The 23037-nt window shown below is 66.5% G+C and carries 23 protein-coding genes and 1 riboswitch; of the genes, 11 read left to right on the top strand and 12 right to left on the bottom strand.

The genetic code is table 11. The features are described 5' to 3' along the window. Window positions 1–8: 8 nt before the first annotated feature. Window positions 9–368 (top strand): DUF4369 domain-containing protein, encoded by a 360-nt coding sequence (locus NG900_RS22295; RefSeq protein ID WP_252683825.1) that lies wholly within the window; start codon window positions 9–11, stop codon window positions 366–368. A gap of 66 nt (window positions 369–434) precedes the next feature. Here the strand turns inward: NG900_RS22295 and NG900_RS22290 are convergent, their stop codons facing one another. From NG900_RS22290 to thiC, 6 genes are all read right to left on the bottom strand, one after another. Beyond that, the gene (locus NG900_RS22290; RefSeq protein WP_252683823.1) at window positions 435–914 is read right to left on the bottom strand and encodes a VOC family protein; all 480 of its coding nucleotides are present in this window, start codon (window positions 912–914) and stop codon (window positions 435–437) included. A gap of 92 nt (window positions 915–1006) precedes the next feature. Further along, a complete protein-coding gene (locus tag NG900_RS22285; protein ID WP_252683821.1) occupies window positions 1007–2161 on the bottom strand; it encodes a thiamine phosphate synthase in 1155 nt (384 codons plus the stop codon). Continuing rightward, window positions 2158–2994: a thiazole synthase gene (locus tag NG900_RS22280; RefSeq protein WP_252683819.1), complete on the bottom strand. Its 837-nt coding sequence runs from the start codon at window positions 2992–2994 to the stop codon at window positions 2158–2160. Before NG900_RS22280 ends, NG900_RS22285 begins: the two co-directional genes overlap by 4 nt. Window positions 2995–3003: 9 nt before the next feature. Continuing rightward, a complete protein-coding gene (gene thiS, locus NG900_RS22275) occupies window positions 3004–3219 on the bottom strand; it encodes a sulfur carrier protein ThiS (RefSeq protein WP_252683817.1) in 216 nt (71 codons plus the stop codon). After that, window positions 3216–4373 carry an FAD-dependent oxidoreductase gene (locus tag NG900_RS22270; RefSeq protein ID WP_252683815.1) on the bottom strand — a complete coding sequence of 386 codons (1158 nt, stop codon included), beginning with the start codon at window positions 4371–4373 and terminating at the stop codon, window positions 3216–3218. Before NG900_RS22270 ends, thiS begins: the two co-directional genes overlap by 4 nt. A 23-nt stretch (window positions 4374–4396) precedes the next feature. Next, a complete protein-coding gene (gene thiC / locus NG900_RS22265) occupies window positions 4397–6295 on the bottom strand; it encodes a phosphomethylpyrimidine synthase ThiC (protein WP_252683813.1) in 1899 nt (632 codons plus the stop codon). A gap of 92 nt (window positions 6296–6387) precedes the next feature. Beyond that, window positions 6388–6489, bottom strand: a riboswitch (TPP riboswitch). A 217-nt stretch (window positions 6490–6706) separates the two neighbouring features. On the opposite strand from thiC, the gene NG900_RS22260 reads away from it, so the two are divergent. The 3 genes from NG900_RS22260 to NG900_RS22250 all read left to right on the top strand — a co-directional run bounded on the left by NG900_RS22260 (window position 6707) and on the right by NG900_RS22250 (window position 10638). Continuing rightward, window positions 6707–7891 (top strand): NAD(P)H-dependent flavin oxidoreductase, encoded by a 1185-nt coding sequence (locus NG900_RS22260; protein ID WP_252683810.1) that lies wholly within the window; start codon window positions 6707–6709, stop codon window positions 7889–7891. A gap of 78 nt (window positions 7892–7969) precedes the next feature. Then, entirely contained in the window at window positions 7970–9631 is a 1662-nt protein-coding gene (locus NG900_RS22255) for an acyl-CoA dehydrogenase family protein (protein ID WP_252683808.1), read from the top strand. Between the two features lie 113 nt (window positions 9632–9744). After that, window positions 9745–10638: an amino acid ABC transporter substrate-binding protein gene (locus NG900_RS22250; RefSeq protein WP_252683807.1), complete on the top strand. Its 894-nt coding sequence runs from the start codon at window positions 9745–9747 to the stop codon at window positions 10636–10638. A 15-nt stretch (window positions 10639–10653) separates the two neighbouring features. Here NG900_RS22250 and NG900_RS22245 read toward each other — a convergent pair whose 3' ends face one another. Beyond that, the gene (locus NG900_RS22245) at window positions 10654–12384 is read right to left on the bottom strand and encodes a GMC family oxidoreductase (protein WP_252683804.1); all 1731 of its coding nucleotides are present in this window, start codon (window positions 12382–12384) and stop codon (window positions 10654–10656) included. A 178-nt stretch (window positions 12385–12562) separates the two neighbouring features. Between NG900_RS22245 and NG900_RS22240 the strand changes: the two genes are divergently transcribed. Continuing rightward, on the top strand, window positions 12563–13450 hold the full coding sequence (locus NG900_RS22240) for a LysR substrate-binding domain-containing protein (RefSeq protein WP_252683802.1): 888 nt from the start codon (window positions 12563–12565) through the stop codon (window positions 13448–13450). 75 nt (window positions 13451–13525) lie between these two features. Here NG900_RS22240 and NG900_RS22235 read toward each other — a convergent pair whose 3' ends face one another. Both NG900_RS22235 and NG900_RS22230 read right to left on the bottom strand, forming a co-directional pair. Then, window positions 13526–13750 (bottom strand): hypothetical protein, encoded by a 225-nt coding sequence (locus NG900_RS22235; protein WP_252683800.1) that lies wholly within the window; start codon window positions 13748–13750, stop codon window positions 13526–13528. A 109-nt stretch (window positions 13751–13859) separates the two neighbouring features. Next, window positions 13860–14300: an acyl-CoA thioesterase gene (locus tag NG900_RS22230; protein WP_252683799.1), complete on the bottom strand. Its 441-nt coding sequence runs from the start codon at window positions 14298–14300 to the stop codon at window positions 13860–13862. Between the two features lie 257 nt (window positions 14301–14557). On the opposite strand from NG900_RS22230, the gene NG900_RS22225 reads away from it, so the two are divergent. Next, window positions 14558–15223: a response regulator transcription factor gene (locus NG900_RS22225; protein WP_252683797.1), complete on the top strand. Its 666-nt coding sequence runs from the start codon at window positions 14558–14560 to the stop codon at window positions 15221–15223. Beyond that, on the top strand, window positions 15199–16557 hold the full coding sequence (locus NG900_RS22220; protein ID WP_252683795.1) for an ATP-binding protein: 1359 nt from the start codon (window positions 15199–15201) through the stop codon (window positions 16555–16557). Before NG900_RS22225 ends, NG900_RS22220 begins: the two co-directional genes overlap by 25 nt. 20 nt (window positions 16558–16577) lie before the next feature. On the opposite strand, the gene NG900_RS22215 is transcribed toward NG900_RS22220, so the two are convergent. After that, the gene (locus tag NG900_RS22215; protein ID WP_252683793.1) at window positions 16578–16850 is read right to left on the bottom strand and encodes a metal/formaldehyde-sensitive transcriptional repressor; all 273 of its coding nucleotides are present in this window, start codon (window positions 16848–16850) and stop codon (window positions 16578–16580) included. A gap of 106 nt (window positions 16851–16956) precedes the next feature. On the opposite strand from NG900_RS22215, the gene NG900_RS22210 reads away from it, so the two are divergent. Both NG900_RS22210 and NG900_RS22205 read left to right on the top strand, forming a co-directional pair. Next, complete coding sequence (locus tag NG900_RS22210) at window positions 16957–18087, top strand: nickel/cobalt efflux protein RcnA (RefSeq protein WP_252683791.1); 1131 nt, start codon at window positions 16957–16959, stop codon at window positions 18085–18087. A 216-nt stretch (window positions 18088–18303) separates the two neighbouring features. Then, window positions 18304–18612, top strand: a complete 309-nt coding sequence (locus NG900_RS22205; RefSeq protein WP_252683789.1) for a hypothetical protein — start codon at window positions 18304–18306, stop codon at window positions 18610–18612. A 57-nt stretch (window positions 18613–18669) separates the two neighbouring features. On the opposite strand, the gene NG900_RS22200 is transcribed toward NG900_RS22205, so the two are convergent. Next, complete coding sequence (locus tag NG900_RS22200) at window positions 18670–19566, bottom strand: LysR family transcriptional regulator (protein ID WP_252683787.1); 897 nt, start codon at window positions 19564–19566, stop codon at window positions 18670–18672. A gap of 96 nt (window positions 19567–19662) precedes the next feature. Between NG900_RS22200 and tam the strand changes: the two genes are divergently transcribed. Further along, window positions 19663–20442, top strand: a complete 780-nt coding sequence (gene tam, locus NG900_RS22195; RefSeq protein WP_252683785.1) for a trans-aconitate 2-methyltransferase — start codon at window positions 19663–19665, stop codon at window positions 20440–20442. An 88-nt stretch (window positions 20443–20530) separates the two neighbouring features. Here the strand turns inward: tam and NG900_RS22190 are convergent, their stop codons facing one another. Beyond that, complete coding sequence (locus tag NG900_RS22190) at window positions 20531–21367, bottom strand: bifunctional allantoicase/(S)-ureidoglycine aminohydrolase (protein WP_252683783.1); 837 nt, start codon at window positions 21365–21367, stop codon at window positions 20531–20533. Window positions 21368–21732: 365 nt separating this feature from the next. Here NG900_RS22190 and NG900_RS22185 point away from each other — a divergent pair, with 365 nt between their 5' ends. Then, window positions 21733–23025 (top strand): MFS transporter, encoded by a 1293-nt coding sequence (locus tag NG900_RS22185; protein ID WP_252683782.1) that lies wholly within the window; start codon window positions 21733–21735, stop codon window positions 23023–23025. Window positions 23026–23037 lie beyond the last annotated feature (12 nt).

Here is a 23037-nt window from a genome sequence, read left to right as displayed (position 1 = left end):
GAGTCGCCATGCACCGTCTGCCGATCATGCGAGTCCGCTGTCTTACCGTGGCGATGCTGTGCAGCTTGCTGACTGCCTGCAACGGCTACGTCAGCATCGGCTCGCCCATCGGCAGCGTCTTCTCGATTGGCGGCACGCTCAGCGGGCTGCCGGCGGGCCAGTCGATCGTGTTGCTCAACAACGGGCGCGATTCGCTCACGCTGGCCGCCAACGGCACGTTTGTGTTTGGTGGGCTGGTGCCGTTTGGCGGCAGCTATGTGGTGACGATCAGCGCGCAGCCTGCATCGGCCAACTGCACGGTGGCCAACGGCAGTGGCACCGTCAACGGCGATGTGAACAACGTGCAGGTGAGCTGCCAGCCGCGTTAGGCGGCACACGCGGGCAAAGAAAAAGCGCGGACGTTGATCCGCGCTTTTTCGTTTCGGCTCACGGGCTCACGCCGACGCGCCGGCCTGCTCCTTCGTCCATTTCTCCATGCGCCGGGCCATCTCGTCGGGCGCGACGTCTTCCACATGCGTGGACACGGTCCACACGTGGCCGAACGGGTCTTTCAGGGTGCCCGAGCGGTCGCCGTAGAACTGGTCCACCACCGGGCGGACCTCCGTGCCGCCGGCCTTGATGGCGTTGGCAAACACGGTGTCGACGTGGGGCACGTAAATCATCAGCCCGACCGACGTGCTCTGCAGCGTCTCGGGGCTGGCGCAGGCCATGTTGGGAAACTCGTCGGCCAGCATGATGGGCGAATTGCCGATGCGGATTTCGGCGTGCGCGATGGTGCCGTTGGGGCCGTTCATGCGCATGATTTCGGTGGCGCCGAAGGCCTGCTTGTAGAAATCGATCGCGCGTGCGGCGCCTTTGATGCTCAGGTATGGGGTGACGCTGTGATAACCCTCGGGGATGGGCTGGACCGCCATGTCTGTCTCCTGCAGCGTGTTTTAGGAAGCCGCCGCAGCATCGGCCACGGCGGCGCACAAGCAGGATAGGTCAGCGCAACGGCCCTTGCGCGTCAGGCGCGTACGTGCGCCGCAAACGTCGCTTGCAGCGTGTCGACGGCGGCCGGCACATCCTCCGCCTGGGTGATGGCACGCACCACGGCCACGCTACCGACACCGCTCTGCAGCACACGCGGCATTGCAGCGAGATCGATCCCGCCTATCGCAACCAAAGGCGGGGCCGGCACGCGTGTGCGCATGGCCGCTGCATAGGCGAACAAGCGGCCAAGGCCCTGCGGCACCGTCGGCATGGTCTTGGTGGGCGTGGCGAACACGGCGCCCAGCGCGAGGTAGCTCGGGTTCAGCGGGGCAACGCGCAGCATCTCGGCAAAGCCGTGCGTGCTGATGCCCAGACGCAGGCCAGCGGAGCGAATGGCCTCGAGGTCCGCATCGTCGATGTCTTCCTGGCCGAGGTGGATGCCGTAGAGGCCGCTGCCCGCCACCTGTGCGTGTACGTCGAGTGCGATCTGCCAGTGGTCGTTGATGAAGAGGCGCGTGCTGCTGCCGCGTGCGGCGGCTTCTGCGCGGCGCACCTGGTCGGCCACGGCGTGCGCATCGTCCGACTTGAAGCGCAACTGCACGGTCGGCACCTTGAGGGCGACCAGGCGCGCGACCCATTCGGCATCCGGCACCACGGCGTAGAGGCCGAGCTGCGTCGGGCACGGTGCGAAGGCGAGGTCCGCTGCGGTCGGGCACGGCAATGCAGGTTCGAGCACGCGCGGCAGGGCGTCGAAACGCGTGGGCCAGGTCAGCGCATCGGCATTCGCTTCGGCGATCCACGCACGGGCCACGCACAGCGCATCGCGCGGCTCGAATGCCAGCGCGAGTGCCGCGCCGAAGATGGCGACGAAGCGTGCGTCGAGCGCATCGCCTTGGGCAGCCGACGAGAAGCGGTACGTGCCGAGGCGATCGTGTACGGTGTCGATGCGTTGATCGCCTTCCGCTGCCGTGAGCACAACGGCTGCACCGGCGGTGCGGGCGCGGTCGGCTCGCGCAGCGTCGGTGGTCAGCAGGACCGTTGTGGCGGTCGTCGCTTCATCGGCGCGGTCTGTCACGCTCCAGGCGTGCGGCGAGCGGCCGAAGGCTTCGACATGGCGATCGATGATCTGTGCCGCAAGGGCAGCCGCTTCGGGCCACGCGGCGGAAAAACGCAAGGCGGACAGGCTCATGCTTGCTTCTCTTCCGCATGCCAGAAGGGCAAACCCACCACCGGCGTGCTGGCCTGGGCGACATCGCGCTCCGGCATCGGACCGGACAGGCGCGCCAGGCGACCGGCCTGCGTGGCCATCGCAAACGCCTGCGCCATCGCCACGGGGTCACCCGCTTGCGCGACAGCGGTGTTGAGCAGCACGGCGTCGTAGCCCCACTCCATGACCTGCGTGGCATGCGAGGGCACACCCAGGCCCGCATCGACAATGAGCGGCACGTTGGGCAGGCGCTCGCGCAACAGGCGCAAGCCATACGGGTTGGTGGGCCCACGGCCGGTGCCGATGGGCGCGGCCCACGGCATCAGCGCCTGGCAGCCGACGTCGAGCAGGCGGCGGCACAGCACGAGGTCTTCGGTGCAATACGGCAGCACCTTGAAGCCGTCTTTGATGAGGCGTTCGGCCGCTGCGGGCAGCGCGAGCGTGTCGGGCTGCAGCGTGTAGTCGTCGCCGATGACTTCGAGCTTGATCCAGTCGGTCTCGAACACTTCGCGCGACATCTGCGCGAGGGTGACCGCCTCGTCGGCGGAATAGCAGCCGGCGGTGTTCGGCAGCACGGGCACGCCGAGTTCGCGCAGCATCTTCCAGAAGCCGGCGCCGCCCTCAGGCGAGCCCGCGCTCTGGCGGCGCAGCGCCACCGTCAGCATGGCCGGGTTGGACACGCGCACCGCGTCTTCCAGCGATTGCGGCGACGGATAGCGCGCGGTGCCCAGCAGCAGGCGCGAGGCGAAGGTCTCGTCGTACAGGCGCAGCGAATCGGCTTGGCCGGTGAGCGCGGAAAGATTCGTAGTGGTCATCAAGAACTCCTAGCCGCCCACGACAGGCTGGACGAGTGCAATACGGTCGCCGGCCTTGAGCGCGTGCTGCGCGTGGCGCGTCTTCGGCACGAAATCGCCGTTCACGGAGGCGGCAAACGGCGGCGCGATCTGCAGTTGCGGCGCGGCAGCACCAATGGCATCAGCCAGCGTGCTGCCGGCGGGCAGCGCGAGCGACAGGTCGTTGAGGGTGACGTTCAGCGTCATGACAAAACAGGTTCGGGCGATGCGCTTGCGGCGAACAGCTCAGGCCATTCGCAGGCGTCCGCATCGATGGCACGGCCGTCCAGCAGATCACGTGCCGCCGCCACCGCAGCTTGCGTGACGGCGGGCGCGATCATGTAGCCGTGCCGGTACAGGCCGTTGACCGACAGCGTGCCCAGCGCTTTCCCAGTCTGATCCCAGCGCAACGCGGGGCGATGGTCGGGCAGGGTGGGGCGGCACTGCGTGTTCAGTTCCAGCACGCGCGCCTCGCCAAAGGCGGGGTGCACGGCGTACGCGGCAGACAGCAACTCCAACGTGGAGCGCACGCTGGCCGGCGACATATCGTCGGACTCGATTTCCGTCGCGCCGATCACGTACACGTTGCCCGGCTTGGGCGCGATGTACAGCGGATAGCGCGGATGCAGCATGCGCACCGGCCGCGTAAGCGACACATCGGGCGCATGAATGCGCGCCACCTCGCCACGCAGACCACGCAGGCGCGGCCATTGCGGCTTGGCACCGAGCCCACGGCAATCGAGCACGAGACGTGCGCCCAATCCGGCAGCAGCCAATGCATCGGGGTGCGGATCGGAGACTTCCGTGTTCCAGCACAACTGCACGCCGAGCGCTTCGAGTTCGGTTGCCAGCGCGTCGAGCAGGGTACGGTTATCGAGCTGGCCTTCGCCCGCCAGATACAGCCCCTGCGTAAAGCGTTGCGCGAGCAGCGGCTCCAGCGCGGCGATGCCGGTGGCGTCCACCGCGCGCAAATCTGCGGCGACACGCTCGGCCGGCGCGGCAGCACGCACGTGGTTGGCAAACAGCGATGCCTCACCACGGTCGGCCGCATGCCACACGACCAGCGTGCCGGCTTCCTGAAAAAAAACGGGCGTACGCAGCTTGGGCAGCCAATCGCGCCACAGCCCCAGGCTTGCCAACCCCAAGTCCACGACGAAACGATCAGCCACGGCGGCCTCGGCCAGCGGGGCCAGCATGGCGGCCGCCACGTGTGCGGCAGCACTGCTGCCATCGCGCGCGCCGCGCTCCACCACGGCAATGCGTGCCGGCGGCACCCCCGCTTGCGCGAGTTGCCAGGCACACAGGCGGCCGGCCAAGCCGCCGCCGAGGATCGTTACGTCAAAGGACGTGGAAGTTGGCATCGCGCCGTCCGGTTGGCTATGGCTTAGCTGTAGATCTTGCTGCCGCTCTTGCGGAACTCGATCGACTTCTCTTCCATCCCGCTCACGGCGGTGGTGGCGTTGCTGTCGAGCGTGGCCGCGTAGTCGCGCACTTCCTGCGTGATCTTCATCGAGCAGAACTTCGGACCGCACATCGAGCAGAAGTGCGCGATCTTGGCGCCTTCGGCCGGCAGCGTTTCATCGTGGAAGGCGCGTGCCTTTTCCGGGTCGAGGCCGAGGTTGAACTGGTCTTCCCAGCGGAACTCGAAGCGCGCCTTGGACAGCGCGTTGTCACGCAACTGCGCGCCCGGCCAGCCCTTTGCAAGATCAGCCGCATGCGCAGCGATCTTGTAGGTGATGATGCCCTCGCGCACGTCTTCCTTGTCCGGCAGGCCCAGGTGTTCCTTCGGGGTGACATAGCAGAGCATGGCCGTGCCGTACCAGCCGATATTGGCTGCACCGATGCCGCTGGTGATGTGGTCGTAGCCCGGCGCAATGTCCGTCACCAGCGGGCCCAGCGTGTAGAACGGGGCTTCGAAGCAGTGCTTCAGCTCTTCGTCCATGTTGGCCTGCACGCGCTGCAGCGGCACGTGGCCCGGGCCTTCAATCATCACCTGCACGTCGTGCTCCCACGCCTTCTTGGTCAGCTCACCCAGCGTGTGCAGCTCGCCGAATTGCGCAGCGTCGTTCGAGTCAGCAATGCAACCCGGGCGCAGGCCATCACCCAGGCTGAACGACACGTCGTACGCCTTCATGATTTCGCAGATCTCGTCGAAGTGCGTGTACAGGAAGTTTTCCTTGTGATGCGCCAGGCACCACTTGGCCATGATCGAACCCCCGCGCGAGACGATGCCCGTGATGCGGTCGGCCGTGAGCGGCACATAGCGCAGCAGCACGCCGGCGTGGATGGTGAAGTAATCGACGCCTTGCTCGGCCTGCTCGATCAGCGTGTCGCGGAACATTTCCCACGTCAGGTCTTCAGCCACGCCGCCGGTCTTGTCCAGCGCCTGATAGATGGGCACCGTGCCGATGGGCACCGGCGAGTTGCGCAGGATCCATTCGCGCGTCTCATGAATGTGCTTGCCAGTGGACAAGTCCATGATCGTGTCGGCGCCCCAGCGGATTGCCCACACCATCTTTTCCACTTCCTCGGCCAGCGACGAGGTGACCGCCGAGTTACCGAGGTTGCCGTTGATCTTCACGCGGAAGTTACGGCCGATGGCCATCGGCTCCAGCTCGGTGTGGTTGATGTTGGCAGGGATGATCGCGCGGCCGGCGGCGATTTCTGCACGCACGAATTCCGGCGTGATGTCTTCGGGGCGCTGCGGCAGGTTGGCGCCGTACGAGAAGCCCGGATGCTGCTTGAGCAGTTGGCGGTACTCGGGCTTGTCTTGCAGCGCCTGCAGGTTCAGCGACTCGCGCAGCGCGACGTACTCCATTTCCGGCGTGATGATGCCGCGGCGCGCGTAGTGCATCTGGCTCACGTTGGCGCCAGCCTTGGCGCGGCGCGGCTTGGAGATGTGCGAGAAGCGCAGATGCGCGGTGGCCGGGTCGTTAGCGCGGTTCTGGCCGTACTCGGACGACAGACCCGAGAGGATTTCCGTATCGCCACGCTCGTCGATCCACTTGGCGCGCAGCGGGGCCAGGCCAGCCTTCAGGTCGATGTGCACGTCCGGGTCGGAGTACGGGCCCGAGGTGTCGTACACCGGCACCGGCGGGTTCAGCATCTCGCCCTTGTCGGTACGCGTGGCGGTCTGCTTGATGGTGCGCATCGGCACGCGGATGTCCGGGCGGCTGCCGGCGATGTAGGTCTTGCTGGATGCCGGATAGGCGAATTTCTGGTCGAGCTCGGACTGCAGCGAGTCGAACGATGCGGCGGGGGCGGCTTTCTTGGCTTGGGGCATGGTCTCGTCCTTGATTCTGTGGCCTGGTGGAGCAGGCAGTGGACGAAACCGGGAGAGTTGGCGTGGCCCGTGAAGGGTGGCTGCCAGAGACTACGCGGTGTTCTGAAACTTCCCACGCCGGTACGAACCGGATCGGGTGCGAAGGGACTCTCTCAGCCGCACGGCCCATCCGTACGGCACCCCTGTTTCATCCAACGAGGCTGAATTTAAGCACAGGGCTGCCAGCGTTGCCAGTAAGAATTCCCCTCGGGTGACGGTTCGATGGTCATTTCAGTCCAAACCCCCGCGCAATGTGCATCGGGGCGCACGGACACGGCCGCCCTTGATCTGGCGCAACGTGGCCGCGTTTCACCTATGCGACGCTCCTCCCCATTTTCTATTGCATTGCGGCAAATACCGCGGGGAGTTGTCATGCTGGAGCGTCGGTTCACACTCGCGGGGCGTAGCCTCGTGCCCATCGTGCAGGGCGGGATGGGCGTGGGTATTTCGGCGCACCGGCTGGCCGGTGCCGTGGCGCGCGAAGGCGGCGTGGGCACCATCGCCAGCATCGACTTGCGGCACCACCATGCTGACCTCGTGGCGGCCACCGAGAAATCGCATGACAAGGCCGCCATCAACGCCGCCAACCTCGTCGCGCTGGACCGCGAGATCCGCGCCGCGCGGGAAAGCAGCCAGGGCAACGGCCTGATCGCCGTGAATGTGATGAAGGCGGTGGAATCGCATCCGGCGCTGGTACGGCAGGCGTGCGAGAGCGGCGCCGATGCCATCGTCATGGGTGCGGGGCTGCCGCTCGATCTGCCGGAGATGACGGCGGCGCATCCGAAGGTGGCGCTGATCCCGATTCTTTCTGACTCACGCGGTGTGGGGGTGGTGCTCAAGCGGTGGATGAAGAAGGCGCGCTTGCCGGATGCGGTGGTGATTGAGCACCCGTCGCACGCGGGCGGGCATCTCGGTGCAGCACGCATCGAAGACTTGCGCGACGAGCGATTCTCGTTTGCGCGCGTGCTGGACGAATGCCGGGAGTTGTTCGTCAAGCTGGGGCTGGCTGCGGAGCAGATTCCGATCATCCTGGCGGGTGGCATTGATTCGCATGCCAAGGTAAAACATTGGCTCGACCAGGGCGCAGCGGCGGTGCAGCTCGGCACGGCGTTTGCGGTGACGGAAGAGGGCGATGCGCACGAGCGCTTCAAGCGCGTGCTGACCGGCGCGGAGCAGGACGATATCGGCGAGTTCGTCAGCGTGGCGGGGTTGCCGGCTCGGGCGGTGATGACGCCTTGGTTGTCGCGTTACCTTTCACGCGAAAGCGCGCTGCAGGCCAAGGCCAAGGTACGCGATTGCCTTCAGGGGTTCGATTGCCTGCAGACGTGCGGGCTACGGGATGGGATTGGGAAGGTGGGGCAGTTCTGCATCGACCTGAAGCTGGCGCAGGCGCTGCGGGGAGATGTGGAGCGCGGGTTGTTTTTCCGTGGCGCGGGCAAGCTGCCGTTCGGGGAGGCGATCCGGCCGGTGCGGGAGTTGATGCATTACTTGCTGACGGGGGAGAAGCCGACGCTGGTGACGGTTGCACCTCACGCGGAAACCGCGAGCACCGTATAGAAACTCGCCTCCAGCCGCGCAAACCATCGGTGGTCTACCATGGGCTCACAAGAAACGTGACACGCCAGGAGACCCCCAATGCCCACCGAGGCCACGCACCGCGTCTTCAATCAGGTTCCGGACCTGACCGGCTTCAATCCCTTCACGTCCGACACGACGCTACAAAGCGCCCTCGAACGCCAGGGCGGCGGCTGGCATACCGATGCGTTGCGTGCCTTCGGTGACCAGCTCGGTGCACCCCAAACCCTGCGGTGGGCTGCAGAGGCCAACCAGTACCCCCCCGAACTCCACACCCACAGCCGCACCGGCGAGCGCATCGACGCCATCCGCTTCGACCCCGCGTGGCACGCGCTGCTCGGCCTGATGCGCAGCCAGTGCCTGCAGGCGCTGCCAATTGCCGAACCACGCCCCGGCGCCTGGGCCGCGCGCACCGCCGGTTATTTCATGCAGGCGCAGATCGAATCCGGCACGCTGTGCCCGGCGACGATGACCTTCGCCAGCATCCCCGTGCTGCAGAAAGAGACCACGTTGTTTGCCGACCTCGGGCCCCGTCTGTATGCCCGCGAAGACGATGCGCGTGACCTGCCGTGGCGCCAGAAAACCGCCATCCTGATCGGCATGGGCATGACCGAGAAGCAGGGTGGGTCGGACGTACGCAGCAACACCACGGTAGCGATGCCCCTGCGCGGCGAGGGACGCGGCGCCACGTACGCCATCACCGGACACAAGTGGTTCTTCTCGGCGCCGATGTGCGACGCGCATTTGGTGGTCGCTCGCATGGGCGCGGAGGACGGGCCGCTGTCGTGCTTTTTCGTACCGCGCTTTCGCGACGATGGCAGCAAGAACCCCATCCAGATCCAGCGCCTGAAGGACAAGCTCGGCAACCGCTCCAACGCCAGCAGCGAGGTGGAGTTCCGCGGCGCGGAGGGCATCCTCATCGGCGAGGAAGGGCGCGGCATTCCGACCATCATCGAGATGGCCACGCACACACGGCTTGATTGCGTGATCGGGAGCGCGGCCATCCTGCGGCATGCGCTGATGCAGGCGCTGCACCACGCGCGCCATCGCATGGCGTTCGGCCGCCTGCTGGTCGATCAACCGCTGATGCGCAACGTGCTGGCCGACCTCGCACTCGAATCGCAAGCCACGACCCTGCTGATGATGGAATTGGGCAGCGCCTTCGAGCGGGCCGATGCTGACCCGCTGACCGCCGCCTGGAAGCGCATCGTCACGCCGGCGGCCAAGTTCTGGGTCTGCAAGCGCACCATCGAAGCCACCGGCGAGGCAATGGAAGTCTGGGGCGGCAACGGCTACGTGGAAGAAGGCCCGATGGCGCGCCTGTACCGCGAGGCGCCCGTCAACTCCATCTGGGAAGGCTCGGGCAACGTGATGTGCCTGGACGTGCTGCGCGCCATCGGCCGCACGCCCGACGACGCGCTGCGCCTGCTGCACGACATCGGCGAGCGTGCGCGGGGCCACCGCACCGTGCGCGCGGAACTGGCCGCGCTGCAGGCGATGCTGCACCAGCCGGGCGACATCCAGGAGACCTCCGCGCGCCGCATAGCGCAGGGGCTGACGCTCACCGCGCAGGCCGCGCTGATGCTGGCCCACGCCCACCCCGACGACGCCGAGCGCTTCATCGCCAGCCGCTTCCACCATCAGCATGGCCGCGTGTTCGGCACGCTCGACGGCCATGCGCAGGAACTCGGGGCGGTGTTGCAGCGCGCCTGGCCCGTGTAAGAAAATCACGGATCGCTCGAAAGCCCGGTGAAAGCGCGCCTGGCGTAGCGTGCGCCAGCCGGAGCGCCTGCGTCCGGCACGACAAGAACAAGCAGAAAAGAGGGGACTTCACCATGCCGCATCTGACCCGCGCCATGCTCACGGCTGGCCTCGCGTTGTGCGCAGCACAGGCGCTGGCCGCATCGCCCACACCGGTGCTCGACCGCATCCGCGACACCGGCACCGTCCGGCTGGCCTACCGCGAAACCTCCGTGCCGTTTTCCTACGTCGATGGCGGCAAGCCGGTGGGGTATTCGATCGACCTGTGCGCGCATCTGGTCGACGCGATCAAGGTGGCGACCAAGCGGCCCGACATGAAAGTGCAGTACGTGGCCGTGACGCCCGCCACGCGCATCGCCGCCATCACCGAGGGCCGCGCGGATGTGGAATGTGGGTCCACCAACAACACACGCGAGCGGCGCGAGAAGGTCGCGTTCACGATCCCGCATTACATCGCCAGCAGCCGCATGCTGGTGAAGACGAACTCGGGCATCCAGCGCTGGGAAGATCTCAACAACAAGACGGTGGTGTCCACGCGTGGCAGCACCAACGGCGGGCAGATCCGCGCGATGGCGGATGCGCGCGTGCTGAAGATCAACGTGATCGAGGCCAAGGACCACGCCGAAGCCTTCGGCATGGTAGCGGCAGGCAAGGCCGACGCCTTTGCGATGGACGACGTGCTGCTTTACGGTTTCCGGGCCACCTCACCCAACCCGGCGGACTATGCAGTGGTCGGCAGCAATCTGGCGGTGGCGCCGTACGCGATCATGCTCGGCAAGGACGACGCCGAGTTCAAGAAGGTGATCGACCTGGCGATGGCGCGCACGATCCTCGATGGTGACGCCGAGAAGCTCTACAGGAAGTGGTTCCTGCAGCCCATTCCGCCCAACGGCGTGAAGCTCGACATCCCGATGAGCTTCCTGCTGCGCGACTCGTTCAAGTTCCCCACCGACAAGGTGGCTGACTAGCGCCGCCCCATCGCCTCAGTGCACTTCGGCCGGTGCTGCCCGTGACGAGGTGCCTGCCACCACATTCAGCGCCGGGCGCCCGCCCTGGCGGATGAGGTCTGCCGCACGCTCGGCAATCATGATGATCGGGGCGTTGGTGTTGCCGCCGATCAGCGTCGGCATGACTGAGCCGTCGATCACGCGCAAGCCCTCGACGCCGCGCACGCGCAGTTCCGAATCGACCACCGCCATCGCATCATCCGCGCTGCCCATCTTGCAGGTGCCGACGGGGTGGTAGATGGTGTCTGCGTGCTGGCGGATCAGTGCGCGCACGGCTTCGTCGTCCGAGCCGTCGCCGCGAATATTTCCCGAGTACAGCTCGCGTCCGCCCAGGTCGGCCAGTGGCCGCTGCGCGAAGATCGTCTTCACCGCACGGAAACCCGCGAGCATGCCGTTCATGTCGTCCGGGTCGGACAGGAACTTCGGATCGATCAGCGGTGCCTCGCGCGTGTCGGCGGAGGCCAGGCGCACCTCACCGCGGCTCTTCGGACGCAGCACGCACACGTGGCATGAATACCCGTGCCCGTAGTTGAACGTGCGGTTGTGGTTGTCGGCCATGGCGACCACGAAGTGCAGCTGCAGATCGGGCTCGGCCAGGTCGGAGCGGCTCTTGATGAAGCCGCCGGCCTCGGCAAAGTTGGTCGCCAGCATGCCGCGCCGCTCGCGCCGGTAGCGCAGGATCTCGCCCAGCATGTGCGCGCTGCCGCGCAGCGAATAGCCGATCAGGTCGAGGTTGAAAACCTTCTTGTGCAGGATGATGTCGAGGTGGTCCTGCAGGTTCTGGCCGACGCCCGGCACGTCCTGCACGACCGGGATGCCGAGCGCGCGCAGATGCTCGGCCGGGCCCACGCCCGAGGCCATCAGCAGCTGCGGCGAGCCGAAGGCGCCGGACGACACGATCACCTCGCGGCGCGCATGCAGCGTCTCGGTGCGGCCGGCGCGCTCGACCACCACGCCCGTCGCACGCTTGCCTTCGAAGACGATGCGCAGGGCCTGCGTCTCGGGCAGTACCGTCAACTGGCGGCGGTTGCGGCTGAGGGTGGCATCGCTCTTGTCACCACCATGCAGATAGGCGCGCGCGGCGTTCCAGCGTTCGCCGTTGTGTTGCGTGACCTGGTAGAGCCCCACGCCCTCCTGCTCCAAGCCGTTGAAGTCGTCATTGCGGCGGTAGCCGGCTGCAGCGGCCGCCTCGACAAAGCGTTTCGGGATCGGGTTGCCGGTGCGCAGGTCGCTCACATGCAGCGGACCGGTGCCGCCGTGCAGCGCATCATCATCGCGGCCGGCAAAGCGCGCGTTGCCCTCGGAGCGCTTGAAGTAGGGCAGCACGTCGTTCCAGCTCCAACCGGTGCAGCCAAGCGCGGCCCAGTGGTTGTAATCGCTGGGCGTGCCGCGAATGTAAATCATCGCGTTGAGCGACGAGCTGCCGCCCAGCCCACGCCCCCGCGGCTGATAGCCCTGCCGACCGCCAAGGCCGGGCTGCGGCACCGTCTCGAATCCGTAGTTGCGCTTGTTCTTGAACGGCAGCGACGCCGCACACCCCGCCGGCACCCACACCGAGAGGTGATGGTCATGCGGCCCCGCCTCGAGCAGCGCGACCGTCACATTCGGGTCTTCGGTCAGTCGACTGGCGAGCGCGCAACCGGCCGAGCCGGCGCCCACGATGACGTAGTCGAAGGTGAGGGCTTGGGCGAGCGATTCGGTGGCCATGGGTGTCTCCGGTGCGGTCTTGTATTAGACGCGACCTCACATGCTAGGCGCCATGGGCTGTTTGAAACGGTGGGGGTTACCCCGCATTAGAGGCATCGCTCGATGGCATGCTGCGGGCCGCAATCCATTAGCAACGGTGCGGTTTTTTCACCGATGCATTAGCACCTAGAATGCTTCGATGGCCAAGAACCTCGATATCACGCTCGTCCGCACCTTCGTTGCCGTGGCGGAAAACGCCAGCATGACGGTCGCGGCCAATGCGCTGCACCTCACGCAGGGCGCCATCAGCCAGCAGATCAAGCGGCTCGAAGATGCCTTCGAATGCCGCCTCTTCGAGCGCGACGGCCGCCGGCTCGAACTCACCCACGCGGGTGAACGCTTTCTCGGCCGCGCCAAACGCCTGCTCGCCCTCAACGACGAAATCTGGGCCGACATGGCCGCGCGCCCGCTGCAGGGCGCGGTACGCCTGGGCGTGCCGTATGACCTGGTCGGCACCGTCTTCCCGCCCATCTTCAAAGCCTTTACCGAGGCGTGGCCGTCGGTGGAGCTGAGCATTGTTTGCGGCACGTCGCCCGAGTTGGCGGAGGGCATTGCGCGCGGCGAACTCGACGTCGCCGTGGTCGAAGCCCCGGTGGACGAAGCCAGCGGCGAATGCCTGTGCGTGGAACGGCTGGTGTGGGTGGGCGCGCGTGGCGGCAACGTGCATGCGAAGCGCCCACTGCCGCTGTCGATGGTGGACGAGAGCTGCGCCTTCCGTGCCCGCGTGCTCAAGGCGCTGGGCGAACACGGCATCGAATGGCGCACGGTGTTCGAGAGCGGCAACATCGAAGCGACCACCGCCACAGTGCGCACAGGCTTGGCCGTCACGGCATGGCTCACGCCGACGGTGCCGGCGGATCTGGACATTCTCGGGCCGGAAGCTGGCTTGCCGGAATTGCCGATGTTTGCGATCAGCCTGCTGCTGCCCGCGCAAGGAGCGAGTGCGGCGGCGCAGGCTTTGGCGGCGTGTGTGCGGGAAGGATTTTCGGTGCGGCAGCGTGCGCCGGAGCGTAGGCGCGCGGCTTAGTAACGGCGCGGTCCCAAAAACAAAAACCCCGCCAACCGGCGGGGTCCCCCAAATCCTTTCGAGCCTGCAAGCGCATCAAGCCTGCGGCGCAGCCCCATCTTCCGGGGCAGCCTCGGCGCCTTCGGCCTTGGCTTCGTCCTTCTTCTTTTCCACCATCTCTTCCAGTGCGCCCGCGCCCTTGAAGCCGGCGACGGCGGCAACGGCCTTGGTCAGCAGGCCGGCATCCGGATCGACCTTCTCGGCGGCTTCCACAGCGGCGACGGCGCCGGCGATCTTGCCCACTTCATCCAACAGTCCCATGGTCATCTCCACCAGGTTGAACGGGAGAGCCATCTTCCCCCCGGCAAGTGGTGGAAGTGCAAGCAAAGTTAAAAATTTTTCGTCGACGCTCGTTTGCGTACGCTGTGGGTCACTCGGCTTCGGCGCCGGCGGGGGTGACCGTGAGGGCCGCAAGTCGCTGGCGTGCGCTGTCGGTAATCGCGGCCGACTGGCGCGTGGCGACGTCGATCTGCACGATCACCGACTGCGAGGTCGCGGCGCAGCGGCCGTTCTGGAAGATGGCCTGTTCCAGCTTGACCGAACTGCGCCCGACATTGGCCACGCGCGTGCCGATCTGCACTGAACCGGGCCACAGGATTTCGTTGCGGAAATCGAGCACGAGCTGCGCGATGACGAACTCGCAGCCGGGCGCGGCCAGCGGATTGTCGGGCGTGAAGAGCATCTCGACACGGCCCGTTTCCAGGTACGTGGCGAAGACGGCGTTGTTGATGTGGCCCTGGCGGTCGGTGTCGCCGTAGCGGAGCTTGTCGGTGGACTGCAGCGGGAAATCGTTGAGCGACGGGAGCGTCATGGTGATGTGTCGTGAGGCGAGGGTGTGGGCATTGTGCCGGGCTTTGGCGGGCCGCGCTGGCACACGCGCTGCTGCGGCTGGCTATGGGTCGCCTAAGTCTGCCGCAGCAGACTGGCGCGGAATCGCCCTGCCTGCCTGAGTGCACATCGCCGGGGCGATCGGGCGGATGCCGCAGCGTATGATCTGAGCGGCCTCTCATGCCGGTCTTTCGTGCTGCATGCCATCTCCTGCCATCAACCCCACCGACCTGACCCCGGATGCGAGTCCTCCTCGTTGAAGACGACCTGATGATCGGTGCGGCCGTGCAAGCCGCACTGCAGGACGCCGCCTATGCGGTGGACTGGGTACGCAACGGCCAGACCGCGCTGGACGTGGCTGCGCATCAGCACTACGACGTGCTGCTGCTCGACCTCGGTCTGCCCGGCAAGGACGGCCATGCGGTGCTCGGCAGCCTGCGCGCCCGCGACAACCCGGTGCCCGTGCTGATCCTGACCGCGCGTGATGCGCTGGACGAACGCGTGCGCGGCCTCGATGGCGGCGCCGACGACTACATCCTCAAACCCTTCGAGATGGCCGAGCTGCTCGCCCGCATGCGTGCCGTCCTGCGCCGCCAGGGTGGGGCGGCAAGCCCGGTGCTGACCAACGGCATGCTCACGCTGGACCCCGCCGCGCACGAGGCCCGCATGGGCGATGGCGAACCGGTGCGCCTGTCGGCACGCGAGTTCGCGCTGCTGCAGGCGCTCATGCTGCGCCCGGGCGCCATCCTCTCGCGCACGGAGCTGGAAGAGCGCATCTACGGCTGGGGCCACGAGGTGGCGAGCAACGCGGTCGAGTTTCTCATCCACGCGCTGCGCAAGAAGCTTGGCGGGGAAGCCATCAAGAACGTCAGGGGGGTCGGATGGATGGTGCCGAAGGGCCAATGACCGCGCCTGCAACGGCGTCCGTCCAGCGGCGCCTCTCGGTGTGGCTGTCGGCGATCATCGTGACAGTGGCGGTGGTGGGCGGCGCCTGGGCGTTTGTTGCAGCGTTCCGCGAGGCCTACGCACTGCAGGACGACGTGCTGCGCCAGGTGGGCGCGATGTTCGACCCCGCGCATCTGCCGTCGCCGGGCAATCCGGCCGATGCGCCCAAGGTGTCGGACAAGGAGGCCCGCGTGATCGTGCAGGTGCTGCCCGGCCCGGACGGTGCCGTCGCGCCGGGAACATCGGCGCCGCCGCTGGCGCTTGCGCCCACGCTGGTCGACGGCATGCAGACCGCGCGCGCCGGCAAGCGGGACTACCGCGTGTGGGTGCGCACGCTTGCCAACGGCCAGCGCATTGCCGTGGCGCAGGAGACCGCCGTGCGCAACGAAACCGCCCGCGACAGCGCCATCCGTACGCTGCTGCCGTTTGCCGTGCTCGTGCCGATCCTGCTCCTGGCGCTGGCGCACGTGCTGCGCAAGATGTTCGCGCCCATCAAGCGGCTCGCGCACGAGGTGGACCAGCGCGACGAGCGCCAACTGCACGCCATCACGCCAGAGGCCGTGCCCGACGAAGTGCACCCGTTCGTGGTGGCCATCAACCGGTTGCTGGCACGCGTGCAGCAATCGATGGACGCGCAGCATCGCTTTGTCGCCGATGCCGCGCACGAGCTGCGTACGCCGCTCTCCGCCCTGTCGCTACAGGCCGAGCGCCTCGGGCAGGCGGCGATGTCGCCCGATGCCCGCGAACGGCTCGCCACGCTGCGCCAAGGCATCGAGCGCAGCCGCGGGCTGCTCGACCAACTGCTCGCCTTGGCCCGCGCGCAGGAGGCCACCGGCGTGCCGGCGGGCACCGTCTCGGTCCAGCGCGTGTTCCGCAGCGTGCTCGAAGATCTCATGCCGCTGGCCGACGCGCGGCGCCTCGACGTGGGCGTCACCACCGAAACCGATGCGCGCGTGCATGCTGCCGAACTCGACCTCTTCGTCGTAGTACGCAACCTGGTGGACAACGCGATCCGCTACACGCCCGAAGGCGGGCGCATCGACCTCTCGGTCACGGCAGAGGCGCGCATGGTGTCGATCGCCGTGCAGGACACCGGCCCCGGTATCCCCGCCGATGAACGCGCCCGCGTGTTCGACCCGTTCTATCGCGTGCTCGGCAATGACGCGACGGGCTCTGGGCTGGGGCTGTCGATCGTGAGTACCGTGGTGAGGCGGCTGGGGGGAGAAGTCGAGCTGGGCGATGCCGGTGGTGAGCCAAGCGGGCTGCGCGTGACGGTGCGCTTGCCGTTGGTCTGAAATCGATCTGCCGCGCGCGGCTACTTCAGATACGACTTGATCACCTGCATCACCGCGTCGAGGTCTTCTTGACGCTGCGCCTCGGCAGGTTCCTTCACCACGTGGTCGGTCAGGTGGCCTTCGATGACGGCAGCCATGAGGCCGTTGACCGCGCCGCGAATCGCCGCGATCTGCTGCAGGATGGCCGTGCAATCCCCCTCGTCGGCGAGTTGCTTTTCCAGCGCAGTCGCCTGCCCCTGGATGCGCCGCACGCGCGCCAGCAGCTTGGCTTTGTCGCGGATGGTATGGGCCATGGATCGGTGGTGTGGGAGTGATTCAAGGATCGCCGGAGGGTAGCATGACGATACTAGGGGGGAGTATACTGCACCGACCACGAATCACCGCCTTCACCCGCACTCGATGACCGCATTCACGACGCTCCTGCAGCAAGGCAACGCCTGGCTGTTCGTTCCCAGCGCAATCCTGCTGGGCGCGCTGCACGGCCTGGAACCAGGGCACTCGAAAACGATGATGGCTGCGTTCATCGTGGCGATCCGGGGCACGCTGGGGCAGGCCGTGCTGCTGGGGCTGTCGGCCACGATCTCGCATACGGCCGTGGTCTGGGCAGTGGCGATGGCGGGCCTGTATTTCGGCCGCAACTGGAACGCGGAGACGACGGAGCCGTACTTTCAGGTGGCGTCCGCCGTCCTGATCGTGGCGGTGGCCGCGTGGATGATGTGGCGCACATGGCGCAGCACGCATGCGCCGCACGATCACGATCATCACCACGACCATGAACACAACCACGGCCACGACGAGGTGAAACGCATCGACACCGGCCACGGCATCGTCCGGCTGGAGGTGTTCGAAGACGGCGTTCCGCCGCGCTTCCGCCTCACACGCGAAGGCTCGCGCGGCCATGCATGGGGGGCCGATCAGGTACGGATCGTCACCGAGCGGCCCGACGGCAGCCGGCAGACGTTCCACTTCGTGCCGCGCGACGGCTTTCTGGAATCGGAGCAAACCATTCCGGAACCCCATGCGTTTGTGGCGCACCTGTCACTGGGGCACGCCCACCATCGGCATGACTACGACGTCGAGTTCACTGAACATGACCATGCACACGCGCATGACCACGGCGGGCTCGATGTGTCGTCGGCGGGGTACCAGGACGCGCACGAACGCGCACACGCCAACGACATCCGCCGCCGCTTCGCCAACCGAGATGTGACCACCGGACAGATCATCGTGTTCGGGCTCACGGGCGGGCTGGTGCCGTGCCCGGCGTCGATCACGGTGCTGCTGCTGTGCCTGCAGCTCAAGCAGGTGACGCTGGGTGCCGCGCTGGTGCTGTGCTTCAGCATCGGGCTGGCGCTCACGCTGGTGGCGTCGGGCGCGCTGGCGGCATTGAGCGTGAAGCACGTCTCCAGGCGCTGGAGCGGCTTTGGTGAATTTGCGCGCAAGGCACCGTATTTCTCGGGCGTGCTGATCTCGCTGGTGGGTGTGTATGTGGGGTGGCAGGGCGTGCATGGGTTGATGCAATTGCCGTAGCAACGTACCCACGCATTCGCGCAAGGCTGCATCCGCGGACGCTTGGCCTGCGTATCTGCAGGTACAGGCTGGTGCGCAATGTTTTTTTTCGCCGATGCAGTATCAGGTTTCCATGTGTGCCGCGACCAACCTGTGGGATCCAGGCGGCCACGCTCCGCCGGTGATCCGATGGGATGCCGCCTCCGGACGGCACGTTCACCGCACAAGGAGTTCATCATGCACACCCGCCGCGTTTCACTGGCTCTGCTTGCCACGCTTTCGGCTTCGGCCGCGCTGTTCCTCGCACAACCCGCCTCGGCCGCCCAACCGAAGTTCGACCCCTATACGCAGGGCGCCCTCGACAAGGCGGACCCATACACGCAGGGTGCCGATCGCCAGGCAGACACCTACGGCTATCTGTCGTGGAAATACGACCGCTTCGACCCCTATGGCCAAGGCGCGGACCGTCAGACCAGCGCGCATGACGTGCTCGCCTGGCGCGGGGATACGCGCTATCCGGGCAGCACGGAAGGGGCGCGCGCTTGAGAGGCCACGGGTGGTGTGAGAGCGCCGGTGCGCGACACCGGCGCCCCTCCACCACCGTCACTGCGCGGACGTTGCATCTTCGATGATCCGGTCATAAAGCGCACGCGCCGCGGGCGACAACTGCGCCGCCTTGCGCGTCACCAGCACCAGCGTGCGCGAGACCGCCGGCTCGATCAGCTCGATCGTGCGGATCATCGGGTACGCATTCTTCTGGATCGCCAGCCGCGGCACGACCGCCGCGCCCAACCCTTCCGCCACCAGGCCGAGTGCGGTTGAACTGCGCTGCACCTCGTAGAACGAATGCAACGTCACGCCGCTGCTTTTCAACGCGCCTTCGAGCAGGCTGCGGTTGCCGCTTACCTCACCGGCAAAGATCAGCGGGTGGGGATGCAGCGCGTCCCACCGAATGCGGCGCCGCTTCGCGAGCGGATGATCGTCGCGGCAGACCAGCACATACGGGTCGCTCGTCAGCGGCACGCTCACCAGCTCGGGATGCTGATCGCCCGCAATGCTGATGCCGAACTCCGCCTCGCGCCGCAGCACCGCCTGCAGCACCGAGGCCGATGCGTGATCGAGAATCTTCACCCGATCATGCGGCCTGTGCTCGGAAAACGCGCGCAGGATCCGCGGCAGATACTGCACACCCACCGTCGGCACACACGCGATGGTGATGTCGCCGCGCTGGCTCAGGCCGGTCTCGCGAATCTCCGTCAACGCATCGGACAGCTCATTGAGCAGCCGCCGCGCCTGCGGCAAAAAGCGCTGGCCGATTTCAGTGAGTTCGGTTCGGCGCGTGGTGCGCTCCACCAGCGCGACGCCCAGGAATGCTTCGAGCTTGCGCAGCCGCTGCGTGATCGCGGTCTGCGTTACGTGCAGGGTATCGGCGGCTTGCGTAAAGCTGCCGCATTCGGCAATCGCCACAAAGGCCTGCACCCCAAGCGTGTCGATTTTCATCAGCGTTATGAATCAATTCGGAAATTGAATTCATTTTACTGATTGATCGTGACTGCCGACAATTCCGTCATCGGAGACCACCGCAAGGAGCACACCGTGACGACCCCACACGATTGGTACGCCAAGCAGTACGTGCAGTTTGAAGACGAGCGCACGCGGCCGGTGCGCGACCTGCTGGCCGCCGTGCCGCACACCCCCATCCATATCGCCATTGACATCGGCTGCGGGCCCGGCAACTCAACAGATGCGTTAATGGCGCATGCGCCCGCGGCAGCCGTGCGCGGAATCGACGCCTCGGCCGACATGATCCAGGCTGCACGCAAGCGCTTGCCCGAGGTGCGCTTCGATATCGTCGACATAGCAACGTGGGACGAGCCGGGCGCGTATGACCTGATCCTCGCCAACGCGGTGCTGCAATGGCTGCCGGCGCATGACACGCTGTTTCCGAAGCTGGTCGGCAAGCTGGCGTCGGGCGGGCATCTTGCCGTGCAGATGCCCGATAACCTCGATGAGCCAGCACACCGGCGGATGCGCGAAGTGGCCGCCACCGGGCCGTGGGCCGACAAACTCAAGGGTGTGGAGCGCACCGAGCGATTCGACGCACGCCGCTACTACGCGATGCTGCAACCGCTGTGCGCGCGCGTAGATGTGTGGCGCACCACCTATCACCATCCCCTGCACGGCGGCGCGGATGCGGTGGTCGAATGGTTCAAGGGCAGCGCGCTACGGCCGTTCCTGGCGGCACTGAACGAAGACGAACAGGCCGCCTTCCTCGCGCGCTACCGCGACGCCGTTTCCACGGCCTATCCGACGCTCGGCGACGGCACTGTGCTGCTGCCGTTTCCACGCTTGTTCATCGTGGCGACGCGCAAGTAGATGCCTGCGCGCAACGCCAGCGGCATCACCCATGAAAAAAGCCCGTCGGTCTGCACCGGCGGGCTTTCTTGTCCGACCTGACCGGCGCTTAGCGCGTCGGGTTCAGCGTCAGGTTCATGTGACGGTTCACATCCTTGTACAGCAGGTAGCGGAAGCGGCCCGGGCCACCCGAATAGCAGGCCTGCGGGCAGAAGGCGCGCAGCCACATGAAGTCACCGGCTTCCACCTCGACCCAGTCCTGGTTCAGGCGATAGACGGCCTTGCCTTCCAGCACGTACAGGCCGTGCTCCATGACGTGCGTTTCCGCAAACGGGATCACACCGCCCGGCTCAAAGTTGACGATGTTGACGTGCATGTCATGGCGCATGTCGCTCATGTCGACGAAGCGGGTGGTGCTCCAGCGCCCTTCGGTATCCGGCATCACCAGCGGCTGGATGTCCTGCTCGTTGGTGACGAAGGCGTCCGGCAGCGGTACGCCGTCGACCTTCTGATAGTGCTTGCGGATCCAGTGGAAGCGGGTGTGCTGGCCGGAAGTGTTGCGCACCTTGTAGTCGGCGCCCGGCGGGATGAAGGCGTAGCCACCCGGCTGCATGTTGTGAACCTGGCCTTGCAGGGTCAGGGTCAGCTCGCCTTCGACGATGAACAGCACGGCTTCGGCGTTGACGTCCTGCTCCGGCTTGTCGCTGCCGCCGTTGGGTGCCAGCTCGACGATGTACTGGGAGAAGGTCTCGGCAAAGCCGGACAGCGGGCGAGCGATCACCCACATGCGCATGTTGTCCCAGAAGGGCAGGTGGCTCGTGACGATGTCGCGCATCACTCCCTTCGGAATGACCGCGTACGCCTCGGTGAACATCGCGCGATCGGTCAGCAGATCGGTCTGCGGCGGGTGGCCGCCATGCGGCGCGTAATACGTGGTTTTAGACATACTGCATCCAGGCAATGGGGTTGGTCCGGCCCCGGGCGCAAACAGCATCAGGCGGTTCGTACGCGGGCGGCGTTGACGATAGCGAAGTCGATCACGATCGACCAATTAAATGTTGCGATGCTGTTCATTCGATTTGCCACTGAAGATGGGCGTCCGCCCTGGCCGGTGAGGACGAAAGGCCCGGAGCGCGAAATAGCCCATTGCGCGCCCCGTCACGCCGACGAGGCGCAGAATCCACTCCATAAAGTTTGACTTCTTGTGTCGCGACAACTATCTTAAGATATGTTTTCCGACACAAAAGGAGCGCGCCAGCTCACCGGTTAAGGCGGCGGCCTGCGCGCGCTTCCTCTCCTTCATTCGCCCTCATGCCCTTACTTGACCCTTCCCGCGAGCGCCGGCTGCTCTGGCTCCTCGCGCTCACGCAGTTCACCGTCATCATGGATTTCATGGTGATGATGCCGCTTGGTCCGCAGATCATGCATACGTTTGGCATCGGCCCGGCGGCGTTCGCCACAGCGGTGTCGGTGTATTCGCTGTGCTCGGGCGCCTCGGGTCTGCTGGCGGCGACCTATGTCGACCGCTTCGACCGGCGCCGCCTGCTGCTGACCGTCTACGGCCTCTTCACGCTGGCCAACCTGGCCTGCGCGCTGTCGGGCAGCTACGCCATGCTGCTGTTTGCCCGCGCGTTTGCGGGCGTCACGGGCGGCGTGCTCGGGTCGATCATCATGGCGGTGCTGTCCGATGTGATTCCGCCCGCGCGGCGCGGTGCCGCCACCGGCGTGGTGATGTCCTCGTTCGCGTTGGCCGCCATGGCGGGCGTGCCGGTGGGCATTGCGATCGGCGCGCACTTCGGCTGGTCGGCGCCATTCTTCCTGCTGACGGCGCTGACCGTGCTGATCTGGGTGGGCGCGCGGCAGACCATTCCGCCGCTGGCCGAACACCTGGTCGGCAAGCGTAGCCAGACGCTCGCGGAGATCCTCGCCGGCCTATGGCAGTTGCTCACCAACCCGCACCATCTGCGCGCCTTTGTGCTGACCTTCGTGATGATGGGCTCGCACATGCTGGTGATTCCGTTCATCTCGCCGGTACTGGTGGCCAACCATGGCATCGCGCCCCAAAACCTGTCGTGGTTGTATGTGGCGGGCGGTGCGGCATCGTTCTTCACCTCGCGCGCCGTGGGCAAGCTGGCCGACCGCTACGGCCGCCGCCGCGTGTTCGTGGCCGCCGCGCTGCTGGCGTTCATTCCCGTGCTGGTAATGACGCATCTGCCTGACTGGCCCTACGTCGGCATCCTGCTGTTCTTCCCGTGCTTCATGGTGGTCCTCTCCAGCCGCATGGTGCCGATGCAGGCGCTGATGACGACGGTGCCCGCCCCGCAGGTGCGCGGCGCGTTCCTGTCGGCCAACAGTGCGGTGATGTCGGTGGGGACGGGCGTGGGAGCGTGGGCGGGCGGGCTGCTGCTGTCCGCCGGCGCGGGCGGCCGCATCGAAGGCTATGGGTTCAACGGCTGGCTGGCCGTGGCGGCGGGGTTGTTCTGCGTGTTCTGGGTGCGCCAGGTGAAGGGGTCCGATGCGCAGGGCGACCCGTCGCTGGCGGCGCCCTCCGCGCCCTCCGGTCCACAAGCGGTGCCGCAAGCACCGCAGGTGGAGAAGCTCTGAGGAGGCTCCAAG

The organism is Ralstonia soli (genome assembly GCF_023955655.1).
Taxonomy (GTDB): Bacteria; Pseudomonadota; Gammaproteobacteria; order Burkholderiales; family Burkholderiaceae; genus Ralstonia; species Ralstonia soli.
Note: the sequence above shows the minus strand (reverse complement) of the source record. Positions and strands in the feature narration are given on the sequence as shown.

Excerpts from the sequence above, each read along its gene's own strand:
- NG900_RS22280 (WP_252683819.1), bottom strand. The coding sequence starts at position 2,994 with ATGACCACTACGAATCTTTCCGCGCTCACCGGCCAAGCCGATTCGCTG.
- NG900_RS22200 (WP_252683787.1), bottom strand. The coding sequence starts at position 19,566 with ATGAAAATCGACACGCTTGGGGTGCAGGCCTTTGTGGCGATTGCCGAA.
- NG900_RS22260 (WP_252683810.1), top strand. The coding sequence starts at position 6,707 with ATGCTGGAGCGTCGGTTCACACTCGCGGGGCGTAGCCTCGTGCCCATC.
- NG900_RS22295 (WP_252683825.1), top strand. The coding sequence starts at position 9 with ATGCACCGTCTGCCGATCATGCGAGTCCGCTGTCTTACCGTGGCGATG.
- NG900_RS22235 (WP_252683800.1), bottom strand. The coding sequence starts at position 13,750 with ATGGGACTGTTGGATGAAGTGGGCAAGATCGCCGGCGCCGTCGCCGCT.
- NG900_RS22270 (WP_252683815.1), bottom strand. The coding sequence starts at position 4,373 with ATGCCAACTTCCACGTCCTTTGACGTAACGATCCTCGGCGGCGGCTTG.
- NG900_RS22205 (WP_252683789.1), top strand. The coding sequence starts at position 18,304 with ATGCACACCCGCCGCGTTTCACTGGCTCTGCTTGCCACGCTTTCGGCT.
- NG900_RS22210 (WP_252683791.1), top strand. The coding sequence starts at position 16,957 with ATGACCGCATTCACGACGCTCCTGCAGCAAGGCAACGCCTGGCTGTTC.
- NG900_RS22255 (WP_252683808.1), top strand. The coding sequence starts at position 7,970 with ATGCCCACCGAGGCCACGCACCGCGTCTTCAATCAGGTTCCGGACCTG.
- NG900_RS22245 (WP_252683804.1), bottom strand. The coding sequence starts at position 12,384 with ATGGCCACCGAATCGCTCGCCCAAGCCCTCACCTTCGACTACGTCATC.
- NG900_RS22225 (WP_252683797.1), top strand. The coding sequence starts at position 14,558 with ATGCGAGTCCTCCTCGTTGAAGACGACCTGATGATCGGTGCGGCCGTG.
- NG900_RS22240 (WP_252683802.1), top strand. The coding sequence starts at position 12,563 with ATGGCCAAGAACCTCGATATCACGCTCGTCCGCACCTTCGTTGCCGTG.
- NG900_RS22185 (WP_252683782.1), top strand. The coding sequence starts at position 21,733 with ATGCCCTTACTTGACCCTTCCCGCGAGCGCCGGCTGCTCTGGCTCCTC.
- NG900_RS22215 (WP_252683793.1), bottom strand. The coding sequence starts at position 16,850 with ATGGCCCATACCATCCGCGACAAAGCCAAGCTGCTGGCGCGCGTGCGG.
- NG900_RS22220 (WP_252683795.1), top strand. The coding sequence starts at position 15,199 with ATGGATGGTGCCGAAGGGCCAATGACCGCGCCTGCAACGGCGTCCGTC.
- thiS (WP_252683817.1), bottom strand. The coding sequence starts at position 3,219 with ATGACGCTGAACGTCACCCTCAACGACCTGTCGCTCGCGCTGCCCGCC.
- NG900_RS22190 (WP_252683783.1), bottom strand. The coding sequence starts at position 21,367 with ATGTCTAAAACCACGTATTACGCGCCGCATGGCGGCCACCCGCCGCAG.
- thiC (WP_252683813.1), bottom strand. The coding sequence starts at position 6,295 with ATGCCCCAAGCCAAGAAAGCCGCCCCCGCCGCATCGTTCGACTCGCTG.
- NG900_RS22250 (WP_252683807.1), top strand. The coding sequence starts at position 9,745 with ATGCCGCATCTGACCCGCGCCATGCTCACGGCTGGCCTCGCGTTGTGC.
- NG900_RS22230 (WP_252683799.1), bottom strand. The coding sequence starts at position 14,300 with ATGACGCTCCCGTCGCTCAACGATTTCCCGCTGCAGTCCACCGACAAG.
- NG900_RS22290 (WP_252683823.1), bottom strand. The coding sequence starts at position 914 with ATGGCGGTCCAGCCCATCCCCGAGGGTTATCACAGCGTCACCCCATAC.
- NG900_RS22285 (WP_252683821.1), bottom strand. The coding sequence starts at position 2,161 with ATGAGCCTGTCCGCCTTGCGTTTTTCCGCCGCGTGGCCCGAAGCGGCT.